This window comes from Streptomyces sp. H39-S7 (genome assembly GCF_027158205.1).
Lineage (GTDB): Bacteria > Actinomycetota > Actinomycetes > Streptomycetales > Streptomycetaceae > Actinacidiphila.
In genome coordinates this window covers 117,843-130,594 of sequence record NZ_JAPVLU010000011.1, presented here as the reverse complement: position 1 = coordinate 130,594, position 12,752 = coordinate 117,843, and the positions used below count along the sequence as shown (strand labels likewise).

General features: G+C 68.3%; 8 protein-coding genes. 6 read left to right on the top strand and 2 right to left on the bottom strand.

Annotated features, from left to right (window positions below):
• Positions 1–85: 85 nt before the first annotated feature.
• The 3 genes from O3X23_RS12950 (at position 86) to O3X23_RS12940 (ending at position 3,833) form a co-directional block, all read left to right on the top strand.
• Positions 86–421, top strand: coding sequence for a hypothetical protein (locus O3X23_RS12950; protein ID WP_269271469.1), 336 nt, complete (start codon positions 86–88; stop codon positions 419–421).
• Positions 422–524: 103 nt separating this feature from the next.
• Entirely contained in the window at positions 525–2,756 is a 2,232-nt protein-coding gene (locus O3X23_RS12945) for a hypothetical protein (protein ID WP_331283907.1), read from the top strand.
• A gap of 381 nt (positions 2,757–3,137) precedes the next feature.
• Positions 3,138–3,833 carry a hypothetical protein gene (locus O3X23_RS12940; protein WP_269271468.1) on the top strand — a complete coding sequence of 232 codons (696 nt, stop codon included), beginning with the start codon at positions 3,138–3,140 and terminating at the stop codon, positions 3,831–3,833.
• A gap of 278 nt (positions 3,834–4,111) precedes the next feature.
• Here the strand turns inward: O3X23_RS12940 and O3X23_RS12935 are convergent, their stop codons facing one another.
• Together O3X23_RS12935 and O3X23_RS12930 are read right to left on the bottom strand one after the other, a co-directional pair.
• Complete coding sequence (locus tag O3X23_RS12935; RefSeq protein ID WP_269271467.1) at positions 4,112–7,789, bottom strand: NACHT and WD repeat domain-containing protein; 3,678 nt, start codon at positions 7,787–7,789, stop codon at positions 4,112–4,114.
• A 33-nt stretch (positions 7,790–7,822) separates the two neighbouring features.
• A complete protein-coding gene (locus O3X23_RS12930; RefSeq protein WP_269271466.1) occupies positions 7,823–8,185 on the bottom strand; it encodes a hypothetical protein in 363 nt (120 codons plus the stop codon).
• A gap of 212 nt (positions 8,186–8,397) precedes the next feature.
• Here O3X23_RS12930 and O3X23_RS12925 point away from each other — a divergent pair, with 212 nt between their 5' ends.
• The 3 genes from O3X23_RS12925 to O3X23_RS12915 all read left to right on the top strand — a co-directional run bounded on the left by O3X23_RS12925 (position 8,398) and on the right by O3X23_RS12915 (position 12,658).
• A complete protein-coding gene (locus tag O3X23_RS12925) occupies positions 8,398–8,718 on the top strand; it encodes a hypothetical protein (protein ID WP_269271465.1) in 321 nt (106 codons plus the stop codon).
• Between the two features lie 335 nt (positions 8,719–9,053).
• Positions 9,054–11,537, top strand: a complete 2,484-nt coding sequence (locus tag O3X23_RS12920; protein WP_269271464.1) for a DEAD/DEAH box helicase — start codon at positions 9,054–9,056, stop codon at positions 11,535–11,537.
• Positions 11,538–11,665: 128 nt separating this feature from the next.
• Positions 11,666–12,658, top strand: a complete 993-nt coding sequence (locus tag O3X23_RS12915; RefSeq protein ID WP_269271463.1) for an immunity 49 family protein — start codon at positions 11,666–11,668, stop codon at positions 12,656–12,658.
• Positions 12,659–12,752 lie beyond the last annotated feature (94 nt).

Here is a 12,752-nt window from a genome sequence, read left to right as displayed (position 1 = left end):
GCCCAGGGTCCGCTTGATACTCTTTAACTTGTTGACAAGTTCATCTCGGGGACTTAACCTGCCTACAAGTTAGATAGTTAAGGGAGTGGAAGTGCTGCAGATCCTTCTTGGTCCCGAACGTGCCGTCGAAGGTGATCCGTTGGGGCGCTCGGCTCTGGGATGGCGTACGGGGATGACCGAGGCGGAGGCCTGGGAGGCCGGTCGGGGCGTGTGGAAGTTCAAGACGGACCGTGCCCTGGCACAGGAGGTGGCGCAGGTCGTCAATGCCCAGGGGACGGTACTCGCGGTCGCCACGATTACCGGGATCTCCAAGCACGGCGACCGGTTCGCGCTCGAAGGGCGCTTGCTTGTCGGCGATGCGCGGGTGGGCCGGCCCACGGCCACACCACACCGCTCGCGCAACAGCATCGCCTATTTCTGACCCGCCCCGACGGGGGCGAAGCCCGACCTGCCGACCCTGCCTGCGGCGGACGCAGGTAGTTCTGCCTCATCGATGTTCGAATGGATCTGGAGGGAGTCCCCTGATGGGGATGGACGCCAAGGCATACACCGCCGGGATCAAGGAACTGCGCGGGGTACGCAATGATCTCGTTGCCGTCACCAAGGAGTTGGCAGCCCTGCAGCGCCACGCGGACCAACTGGCCGCGGTCCGCGACAAGCTGATCGTCGATCTCAGTGGATACGGCAAGGCCAAGGACGACCGCATCGCCACAGCGGCCGGCTTGAGCATCAGCGAAGTCACCGCCATCGCCCCCTCGCTCGCCGTCACCTCCAGCGGGCCTGCCGCATCCCCTGGGGACGAGCCGTCGCAGCCCCCCGCCGTGGCCGCGACGGCTCCGGGAGCTCTGGCCCCCGATCTGCGCCCCCGCCCGGACGAGGGCGCCGAGGTCGGCGCCGATCGACGGGACGTTCCCGCCAGCGCCGACTCCATCGCCACCGGCGATGCGTCCACCCCCACAGCGACACCCTCCCCGCCCAGCGCCGCGGCGGCACCTGCCCCGCCCACCCCCGCGGCGGTACCAGGCGCGGCCGCCGGCGAAGACCGGGCCCTCCCGTCGATCCCGGCCGGTGAGCGCGGGCAGGCGTGGGCGGCCGTGGACCCGAAGTTGAAGTCGACGCGCCCGCAGTTCACCCAGCAGTCTTGGGACACCGCCTTCCTCGACGCCGCCACCGGCTCGCTCGTCTACAAGGACCGCTCCGGCCGCATCGACCTGGGCTCGCGCAGCGCGGCCGACATCCTCACCGCCGTCGCCCACGTCCTGCCCGAATCGGTGCAGCGCGTGTACATCACCGCAGGTGATCCCTGGCACCGGGACACCGACTCGCACCCCTCCCTCAAGGCCGCGGTCGCCTCCTGGCTGAACGCCCCCGTCCCGGGCTGGACCGTCGCCTCCGGCAAGGGGCAGGCCGCGAGCAAGGACCTCCTGGCCGGTCACTTCGTGCACGAGCGACACCCGGTCGGCCGCTGGCAGCGAGACTCCCGCCATCTGGAGCTCGTCAGTATCGGCACCTGGTTCGACCCCGAAGGCGCACACCCGACCGTCGTCCGCGATGCGTTCCTGCTGCTGTGGAAAGAGCTGCGCGAGCACTGGAAGAACGCCAACGAGGTCGTTCTGATGGGATCCCCGGCCCGTACCGGCCGTGACCTGTGGACCCGCACCATCCCCACCAAGGCCAATGCCAAGTGGAACGACGGCTACCCGGTGATGTCCACGGAACTGCGCGAGCTGCTGCACGCCACCGCCGGTCAGGGCCGCACCGAACTGATCACCCCGCCGAACGTCCCGGACGAACTGCCGCAGCTGACCGAGATGGACCGCACGTTCGCCTACGCCAAGCACACCTGGATCAGCGCCGTCGGCGTCCCGCAGCGCGTCACCGCACAGACCTTCGCTTCCTGGTCGGAGGCTGAGCAGATCAAGGCCCTGTACCGGCCCTCGCACTGGCAGGTGCGGGTCACCGTTCCCGACGGCTGGAACCACGTGGGTTTGCTGCCCGCACCGATCACCGGTGAGGCCGCCTGGCACTATCCGAATCAGGGCGGTCGTACGTTCACCACCTGGGCAGGCGGCGCCGAGATCAACCTGGCCCTGCGCAACCACCTCCAGCCGTGGAAGATCGAGATTCTCGACGGCCTGGTCTGGTGGGAGGACGGCGCGCCGCTGAGGATCTGGGCGGGACGCCTCAAGGACGCCTGGGCCGCCCTGCAGAAGCGGGCCGAGGACATCCAGAACGACGACGACACCCGTGCTGCCTCCCATCTGGCTTCCCGCGCCGTGCGCTCCATCCTGCTCTACGGCATCGGCGGTTTCGCGCAACGCCCGCGCACCAACACCGGCTCCGTGCCCGTCGAGCAGGAAGGGCGGGTCCCCCGGGGCGCGGAGATCATCAACAACGACGGGAAGAACATCACCTGGCAGCGCGTCACGTTCTCCCCGGACCCCAACGCGCACCCGGAGTGGTCCGCTGGGGTGTGGTCCGGCGCCCGGGCCGCGCTGCTGTCCACCCGGATGCGGGAGGACGACGTATCGGTCGGCGCCCTGCACCTGCCGCCCGGCTCGATCATCGCCTTCCGAACCGACGCCCTCTACACCACAGCTCCCGTCGACTGGCCCTACCACGGGCAGCCGGGTGACTACCTCATGAAGGGCCACCTCAATTTCCCCGTCACCGCGCCCACGAGCCTCGAGGACCTGATGAGCCTGCGAGACCAGGGCCGCGCCAACCTCGAAGACCTCCACGCGGGACGGCAATGACCACCATCCTGGCCAGATCCGAGGACCCGGCCCACGGGCCGCTCGTGACCCACGGCGCACATGCAGCGACGAACGCGCGAGCGAGCGAGCCGACATCCGCTACCAGCGCCCAGGCGCCATCGACCCGCAGGCCGCCGCACCCGTGCACTTCGTCAACCCGATCAGCCTCCGCAACAATGCCTGCGCCGGGCACAGTCACGGCCACCGCGCACAAGCTCGCGACCACGCCTCCCGCTGGGACGAACGCCGGAAGGACCCCGCCCCCGTGACCCGTACCGCCCCCCACTCAATCCCGGCCAACAGGAGTGAACGGTGACACCGCGCCGCCGCCGGGGCCCTGGCCGCCGAGCCGGAGCGGCCCAGCAGAACGAAGCGGCCCGCTTGACCCAGGAACTCCTCAACGCCGGCTTCACGAAGAAGCAGGTCGCCGAGATCATCGGCCGCAACTCCAGCCTCGTCTCCCAGTTCTTCACCCACCACAAAGGAGCCTCCTTCGTCGAGGCCCTGCGCAACGTCCTGCAAGAAGTCCAAGGCGGCGGCACCCGCGACACCGCCGAACTCAAGCGCCTGGCCGCCCGCGACATCACCCCACGCACCCGCGCGGTACGCCCTGGCGAGACCGTCGCCCGCAAAGCCCGCGTCCGCATCAAGGACGTCACCCAGACCCCCGGCAACTCCTCCATGGCCCGCGCCGGCAAACAGCACATCCGCTCCGGCGCCTCCCGACTGCGCCCGGTCATCCAACGCACCGCCGCCGTCAACGGCCGCATCGCCTTCACCGTGCGAGCAAGGAAGAGCGCCTTCATCCTCGACTCCGGGAGCCGCAAGGACTCACCGGGCCTGCGCCGCGGCGTCGTGCAGCGGCGGGACGGCACCGAAGAGCGTGCCTACGGAAAGAGCCAAGGCGCTGGCCAAGGGCCGGGCGGATACGACGCACAGGAATGGCAGGGCCGAGTCGATGCAGCTCGTGGCGACGTCGCCGCCGCAGTGAAGACCTGGCTGGTCGAAACCGGTCGGCTCCAGCCCGATGCCGTCCTGACCCACTTGGAGATCCGCGGCTGGAAGGCCGAAGACTGAAGCAGGACTCGTCCACGGTGACCCGACGGTCGATCGGAAGAGCCCGTATGTGGACGCTGGCACCAGGGATCACCGGTCTCGGTGCCGATGCTGCGTGGCGCGGCGGCGATGCGAGAACGCACGGGTGACGTGCTGGCACGGTATTTCTTGGGGCAGTTCAGTTATGTCTCACGGAGACGTATCCCGGATCTGGAGCCGATGAGGTTCCGAGGTGTCGTGCAGATGCGGAACTAGGGAGAACGCCGACTGCGCGATCATCAGGCGCAATTAGTCGGCTCTCAAGGGCAGACCGGCCTATACGCCGGACCGGGCGGAACATAGCGTGCCCATTCAGCGGATGTGAGCGAACGCCCTGTTTGCGCACACAATTTCGGAAGCACGTCGAGAACATAGTCCACGTCCCACAGCCGTACCGTCTGGTCGTAGCCGGCGGTGGCCAGGGTCCTGCCGTCCGGACTGAACGCCACCGAAGCGACCGGGTCGGTGTGGCCGGTGAGGGGTTGGCCGATCTGCTGGTGGGCGGTCACGTCCCACAGCCGTACCGTCTGGTCGTAGCCGGCGGTGGCCAGGGTCCTGCCGTCCGGACTGAACACCACCGAATCGACGCCGCCGGTGTGGCCGGTGAAGGGTTGGCCGATCTGTTGGTGGGTGGTGACATCCCACAGCCGTACTGTCTGGTCGGCGCCGGCGGTGGCCAGGGTCTTGGCGTCCGGACTGAACGCCACCGAGGCGACCGCGTCGGTGTGGCCGGTGAGGGGTTGACCGATCTGTTGGTGGGTGGTGACATCCCACAGCCGTACTGTCTGGTCGGCGCCGGCGGTGGCCAGGGTCTTGGCGTCCGGACTGAACGCCACCGAATAGACCGCGCCGGCGTGGCCGGTGAAGGGTTGGCCGATCTGCTGGTGGGTGGTGACATCCCACAGCCGTACTGTCTGGTCGGCGCTGGCGGTGGCCAGGGTCTTGGCGTCCGGACTGAACGCCACCGAATAGACCGAGTCGTTGTGGCCGGTGAGGGGTTGGCCGATCTGTTGGTGGGTGGTGACATCCCACAGCCGTACTGTCTGGTCGGTGCTGGCGGTGGCCAGGGTCCTGCCGTCCGGACTGAACACCACCGAATCGATGCCGCCGGTGTGGCCGGTGAGGGGTTGGCCGATCTGCTGGCGGGATGCCGCTCCCCACAGCCGTACCGTCTGGTCGGTGCTGGCGGTGGCCAGGGTCCTGCCGTCCGGACTGAACACCACCGAATCGATGCCGCCGGTGTGGCCGGTGAGGAGTTGGCCGATCTGCTGGCGGGATGCCACTCCCCACAGCCGCACCGTCTGGTCGTAGCTGGCGGTGGCCAGGGTCCTGCCGTCCGGACTGAACACCACCGAAGCGACCGCGCCGGTGTGGCCGGTGAAGGGTTGGCCGATCTGCTGGTGGATGGTGACATCCCACAGCCGTACTGTCTGGTCGGTGCTGGCGGTGGCCAGGGTCTTGGCGTCCGGACTGAACACCACCGAAGCGATGCCGCCGGTGTGGCCGGTGAGGAGTTGGCCGATCTGTTGGTGGGTGGCCGCTCCCCACAGCCGTACTGTCCGGTCGGCGCTGGCGGTGGCCAGGGTCCTGCCGTCCGGACTGAACACCACCGAAGCGACCGCGCCGGTGTGGCCGGTGAAGGGTTGGCCGATCTGTTGGTGGGTGGTGACATCCCACAGCCGTACTGTCTGGTCGGTGCTGGCGGTGGCCAGGGTCTTGGCGTCCGGACTGAACGCCACCGAGGTGACCGCGCCGGTGTGGCCGGTGAGGGGTTGGCCGATCTGTTGGTGGGTGGTGACATCCCACAGCCGTACTGTCTGGTCGGTGCTGGCGGTGGCCAGGGTCCTGCCGTCCGGACTGAACACCACCGAAGCGATGCCGCCGGTGTGGCCGGTGAGGGGTTGGCCGATCTGTTGGTGGGTGGCCGCTCCCCACAGCCGTACTGTCTGGTCGGTGCTGGCGGTGGCCAGGGTCTTGGCGTCCGGACTGAACACCACCGAAGTGACCCCGCCGGTGTGGCCGGTGAGCGTGGAGATCTCTGGGCGTGTTACGGCGGCGAGCATGGCATAGCGGGCTTGGGCTGAGGGGTTGATTCGCCATGCTGCGAGGCTCTCAAGCTTCGAGATGGTGGGGTCGGTGTTGCTGAGGGCCTCGCTTTGACTGATCAGTTGGCCGGAGACCGCGATGTCCCGCTGGTGGACCGCGTCCTGCCTGGCGCGATAGGCCGTGATTGCGACCGCTGTCAAGCCGATGACCAAGGCCACGAGGAATCCGGTGAAACTCTGCCGTCGGCGCACGCTGCGGCGATGTGCGCGGTCGCTGGCGTGGAGGAAGTCTTGTTCGGCGGGGTTGAAAGGCAGGTGGCGGACCGGGGCGCTGTCGATCCGCGTGGCGGTGGCTTTAGCGGTCTCTAGGAGGCTGCCCTTGTAGAGGTAGGAGGAGTCTTGGCCATCGCGTTTCCATTCGGCTGCTGTGGTGCGCAGTCGGGTGCGGATGATGCGGTCGGTGTGGGTTTCGGTTAGCCACGTGTCGCGTAGCCGTGGCCAGGCGGTCAGCAGTACTTCATGGCTGATCTCCACGGTGTCAACAGCGAGGATGAGGAGCCGGTGTGTTGCGAAGGCCTCAAGTACGGTCTCTACATCGCGCACTTGTGCTGGCGTCCTGCCCTCGAAGAGTTCAGTGCGGGTGACGCGGTCGGCGAGGTTGATCCCGTCTTCTGCTGCTGCGGTCAGACGGACGAAGACCTGGCGGGCCACGATTGTCTGTGCAGGCGTGAGGGTGGCGTAGGCATGCTGGGCACTTTTTGCAATGGCGCCTTCGATCTGACCGGTGCGTACGTAGTCGGCGAGGGTGAGGAGTGTCGGGTCGGCTCGTTGGCGCCAGGCGTTGTCCAGGGCGTGCGACATGTGCGGCAACAACCCTGCCCCGGATGCGGCCGGGAGGCGGGGGTCGTCGAAGGGCGGGGGGGCGTGCGTGCGGATCTCCTCCAGCAGTGCCTCGACCAAGGCGGGAGTGACCGTGGCACAAGCGACGCGGGCCGGTTCGGTCACCGCCGCCCGCAACTGCGGCTCGGTCATCGGCGTCACCAGATACCGGTCCTGGACGGCATCGAGCAACTGCGGGTAGCTGGTGCAGCGGGCCTCGAAGTCCGCGCGGACCCCGATCACCACCAGCGCGGCGGGAGCCTGTTCTTCTCCGTGCGGCACGGTGGCTGCGGCGTGCAGGGCGCTGATGAACGCTCTCCGCTGCCCCTCGTCTGGGCAGCGGGTGAACAGTTGCTCGAATTGGTCGATCACCAGTAGCAGACGTGCCTGCCGCGGCCCGCTCTGCTGTGCTGGGGTTCCGGCCTGGGCTATGGCGGCCTGGCGGGCAGTCAGCGCGAACGACGTCGGGTCCTCGATCAGGTGGCGCCGCACCGCGGCGGCGTCCACGCCGGCCAGCGACGCAACCTGGGTCGCCAGCTCGTCCAGTGGTGCGTGGGACGGGGTGAACAGCTGACAGGGCCACAGCATCGCCTCGGGTGCAGTGGCCAGCCCCTCCCCGCGCAACCTAGGCAGGACCCCGGCCCGAAGCAGTGACGACTTGCCGGCTCCCGACACCCCGGACACCATCAGTAGGCCTGTCCCGCCTAGGCATCGGGACATCCGCTCCAGTACATCCATGGCCGCGTTGTCGCGGCCGAAGAAGAACGGTGCGTCCCGCTCCTCAAACGCGCCCAGCCCTCGATACGGGGATTCGATATCTCCTGAGACGTTGATCAGCGGCGGGGCTCCAGAGCGATCCGTCCACGTGCGGTCGATGAGGGAGTAGGTGATCAGCGTGTTGTTGTTGCCGAACTGGGATCGGTCGATGCTGCCGCCGACGACATACGTGCTGGCCCCATCCTTCTGGGCCTGTGCCTGGTCCCGTGGTACATCCGGCTCTGGTTCTACAACCATCCCGTACCCCCGACGCCGTGGGCGTTCCGAACGTCAAGCGTTGCGCTGGGTGTTGCCGTGGCCGAACTGCGACCTGTCGATCTTGTCTGCGTTGATGACGTAACTGCCCTCGCCAGCTTCCGGGACCTCACGCCTTCCCCCGAGGTGCTCGCCGCCGCCAGCGCTGTCCGTTCCTTCCGTAATAGCCCCGAGATCCGCCTGCCCAGCTGCAGCCCGTCGTTCGGCTGCCCATGCGGCCACGCCCAGTGCCAGCGCGCCGAGTTCGCAGAACCCGACCATTACCCCCGCTAGCCCCGATGCTCTGTCTAGCCCGGCCACGGCGACATCCACGCCCAGGCCGGCTGCGGCCGCTGCGCCAATCCCCACTGCAACCCAAATCAGCAAACGCCATCTCATGTATTGCATCATCGATCTAAAACATGATCAAAGTAGCTGAAAGGCAAAACTGCTTCAGTGGCCTCCGACCTCCTGATGGTCGGAGAGGGCCCAGAAGTCTTCGTTGATCTTCGGGAGGGCCTGCTCGGCGTGTCGAGCTGGACAGCCCTTCTTGATTGCCAATCTAGAACGGGCGTCTTGACAGCCCTTCTAGAAGGGGCATCATGATGGGTATGACCACACCGAAGCTTCCCCGACTGATCCCGACCGGCACGTGCTGGTGCGGATGCGGTGCCGAGACAGGCGTGGGTGCGTTCTTCGCCCGCGGCCACGACAAGGTCGCCGAAGCCGCCCTGCTTGCCGCGGAGTACGGCTCATCCGTCCCGCAAATGCTCCACAAGCACGGCTATGGCCCGGGGCGCTCGGTTACCCACGACGCGGTGGAGAACGGTGCATGGATCCGCTGCGACCACCGCGGGTGCCCCTACGTCGGAGCGCCGGCCAGCGTCCGCAGTCACGCACGCAAGTACCACGGGCCCAACACCACGGAGTAGAGCTGTCGCTGCCGCTCCAGGTGTCTGTGAGGCGCCGACCGCGCCCATCGCCTCACTTCCTTGTGCCGGGCGACTGTCACGACCTGGAGCTGCGGTCCCACGGCATCCAACCCGCCGGGACACGTCCAGGAGACACGCTGATGACGCCGAACCCACCCCCCGCTTCGCCGCCCCAAGCCTTAGGACGGCGAAGTGACGTTCCGCCCGACCGACGTCCGCGTGAGCAATAGCACGGTCGAACCGGGCACCGCAGCGACCCCGTTCGTGACTCCACCTGCGGCCCCTGCAGCACCGGCACTACCGTCGCCCATGACGCGCTGACTCAGGAGTGACCCGTGTCCCTCTCGCTGCCCTTCCGCCGCCATCAACAAATCGCCGTCGATCGCGCCAGCCGTGAGCTGACCCTCGGGCCGGGCCAGAAGGTACCGCCACAAGGGCTGCGTGCGCAGATCGTCTCCCCGACCGGCTCGGGCAAGACGCTCATGGCCGTCGGCGTCGCCGACGAGCTGGCCACCGCCCGCAATCTCGTCCTGGTGCCGAACCTGGACCTGCTGCTCCAGACCGCCACCGAGTGGCGGGCGGCCGGCTTCATCCAACGGATGCTGGGCCTGTGCTCGCTGCGCACCTACGACCCTGCTCTGCTGTCCGCGTGCACCACCGACCCAGACGAACTGGCGGATCGCACCCACGCACTGGATGAGTACACGCTATTCGCCACCTATCAGTCGGTCGGCATGGGGACGCTGCAGCGCGCGCATGAAGCTGGACTTCCGACGTTCTCCCTCATGGTGGTTGACGAAGCCCACCGTGTTTCCGGTGCGGCGGGCAAGCCCTGGGCCGCGGTACTGGACAACGTGCGCATTCCCTCGGACCGGCGGCTGTTCCTGACAGCGACCCCGCGCGTGTGGGAACTGGGCTCAGCGGACAAAGAGACCGGCGATGAGGACACCGCACCGGGACGGGGGTCCGGCTCCGGGCGGTCCGGGGTGCGCCTGATCGCGAGCATGGATGATGTCACCCAATTCGGTAAGCGCGTGTTCGACATGGGACTCGGAGAAGCAGTCGATGAGGGCCACATCGCGCCGTTCCGCATCGTGTGCCAGGAGATCTCCGACCCCGCCTACCAAGAAGCCATCGCCCGCGGCGAAGGCCCACGGTCCGACCACGTCCGGGCCCTGCGACTGGCCGCTGTGCAGGCCGCCACCCTCCGCATCGCCAACCAGTACGAGCTCAGCCGAGTCCTCACCTTCCACGCCCGTGTCGCGGAAGCCAGGGCCTTCGCCGAGGGCCTACCCGACGCGGCCCGCAAGGCCGCAGCCGGAGGCAACAACCTCGACCGGCTGCCCCAGGGACTCGCTGCACGCTGGCTACACGGAGAACACGACCCCCAGTACCGCGCCCAGGTGCTGCGTGATTTCCATGCCGGGATCACCGACGCCGGCAAACCCGTGGAACGGTCGTTCTTGTCCTCCGTGAAAGTCCTCGGAGTCGGTGTCGACACCTGGGCCGATGCCGTCATCATGTGTGACGTCTACGGCTCCATGCCAGACATCATCCAAACCCTGGGCCGAGCCCTCCGGATGCGGCCCGGGGACGGGAAGGTCGCCACGATCGTCGTTCCGATCTTTCTGGGCCCCGGCGAGAGCACCGACCAGATGATCACCTCTCCGGCCTACGACGATTTGGCCCGCTTCATGGAAGCCCTGCGTGCCCACGACGCCAAAGCAGTCGAGATCCTCGCAGCGTCCGCCCTCGAACCGGCACCCGCCAAACCCACACCCGCCTCCGTCGAATCGGCAGATGAGGAAGGCACGCAGGACAGCCAGGACGCCATCGAAGGGGACAGCGACGGCGCCGAGGGCGACCCGGTGCCGGGGCTGTTGAACTTCACCAGCGCCCACACCCGTAGCCAGATCGCCCGGTTCATCAACCTGCGCGTCCTGCAGCCCGAACGCTACGCCTGGCTCCGCGGCCTGGAAGCCAGCCGCACCTACCGCGAAGCGCACCGTGACCTTCGCGTCCCCTACGACTACCGCGACGCCGACAACCTTCCGCTAGGGGTGTGGATTGCCGATCAGCGCCGGGCCCGCAAGACCGGCAGACTCGCCCCAGACCGTACGGACGCCCTGGACGCACTAGGCATGCTGTGGTCCCAATACGACGCCGCCTTCGAGGACGCCCTGACCGCCTGCCGCGCCTACCGCACCGCCCACGACCACCTCCTGCCACCCGTCGACACCATCGAGCCCACCACCACCTACCCCGTCGGCCGGTGGCTGCGCGACCAGCGCCGCGCCGCCCGCGCCGGAACCCTCGCCGCCGACCGCTGCGAAGCCCTCGACGAGATCGACCCTTCCTGGCGCCCCCTGTGGCCGGTCGACTGGCAGCGCGCCTTCCACCAGGCCCGCACCCACCTCGACGCCGGCGGCACCCTCACCGGCCACGCCCCGGGCCGGCTCGTCATCGGGGACGACGACATCGGACGGTGGATCGAGGCCCAAGTCCAGCAGTGGCACACGCTGCAGACCACGCAGCGTTGGATGCTCGAACATGTCTTGCGTCTGTCCCCACCAGCAACCGGCCGCCGGGTGAAGACCGCCCGGGTCAGCCAGGCGGACAAGCGGGCCCGCAACCTTGCCGCCGCCCGGGCCTACCACCTGCGAGAAGGCCACCTGGCCGTCCCTCGCACCCATACCGAGATCGTGGATGGCGAGTCCATCAAGCTAGGCGTCTTCGTCAACAACGCACGCACCCGCCAGGCGACCCTCGCCCCCGAACTGGCCGCGGAACTCACCGCGCTCGGCATGCGGTGGTCATGACGAACTGCGGAACGCACCCTGTCCCGCCAGCCGCTTCCCCAACCTCGCAGGTCAGTAGATCTAGAGCTGTCAGTGCCCGTTGATAACGTGCTTCATCCAGTCGTGGAGTTCATGAAGGGACGGGACGCATGCGGGATGTGACACGCCATCAGGTCAGCGACCAGCGGTTGGCCGAGGCGCTCGACGACATCGACGGGCGGACCTACGCGCGGTGGCACTCGCTGCGGTACGACAGCATCTCGCCGACGCTGATCCGGGCCCTGGCGGACGAACTGCTCGACCATGTCGCCGCGCGAGCGGTGACGGAGCCGGGGCTCGACGCCGCGGCCGGCACGGTCGCCGTCACCGCCACGGAGTGTGTGCACGGAGTGCTGAGCATCATGTGCTTCCCGGACGGGGACCAGGAACTCCGATTCCCCCTCATCGGAGAGCGGATCAGCACGGACCCGGACGACGACAAGTTCGGAGACGGGCCCATCACCTTTCGGGACGTCGTCGATGAGGCGCCCACCGCGCGGACCTGGCTCGACATGTTCGAGACGTGTGTCGTCAGCGGGCATGTGTGGGACTGGGAGCGGGTCACCGGACTGCTGCTGCGCGCCGACTACGCGCCCGCCATCCGTAACGGCGTGCCCTACAACCGGTACACCTCCACCTCCGACCCCGCCGACCTCGCCGCCATGGACGCCCTGTGCCCCTACCTCACCGAGGCGGCCGGGCACCTGCCCCGCGACTGGCCGACCGTTCCACTGCGCAAGCCGGACGCCGCGGAGCGCGCGGAGGCCGCCCGGCGGCTCGACGAGGTCACCGACGCGCTGAGCGCGGACCAGCGGCTGCTCCGCGTACTCCTCGATGACGACCAGCAGACCTTCGAGGACGCCCTCGCCGCCCGGCTGGTCGCGTACCGGGAGAGCATCGAGGCCGATGCCGGTGATCCCGCGCCCCGGTCCCTCCTTCCCCTCGGCACCCTCTCCCTGACCTGCCTCGCCGTCCAGGTCCATGGGTGGGAACTCGGTGTCCGGTCCGGGTATCTGCCGCACGGTCTGCTGGGATCGCCGGACGCGCCGCGCCGGGCGGCGGAGGAGAACCGAAACAACTTGGGCTACTGGGCCGCCAAGTAGGCCACCCGCGGGGTGGGGCATGGATGTGACGGGCGTGATCTTGCGCGAGTACCGCGCCGACAGACGCGCACGGCTGTAGGTGCGCGCGCTCATC

Bases quoted from the DNA above. Each gene is read 5' to 3' on its own strand.
- O3X23_RS12925 (WP_269271465.1), top strand. From the start codon at position 8,398: ATGACCACACCGAAGCTTCCCCGACTGATCCCGACCGGCACGTGCTGG.
- O3X23_RS12930 (WP_269271466.1), bottom strand. From the start codon at position 8,185: ATGAGATGGCGTTTGCTGATTTGGGTTGCAGTGGGGATTGGCGCAGCG.
- O3X23_RS12915 (WP_269271463.1), top strand. From the start codon at position 11,666: ATGCGGGATGTGACACGCCATCAGGTCAGCGACCAGCGGTTGGCCGAG.
- O3X23_RS12935 (WP_269271467.1), bottom strand. From the start codon at position 7,789: ATGGTTGTAGAACCAGAGCCGGATGTACCACGGGACCAGGCACAGGCC.
- O3X23_RS12945 (WP_331283907.1), top strand. From the start codon at position 525: ATGGGGATGGACGCCAAGGCATACACCGCCGGGATCAAGGAACTGCGC.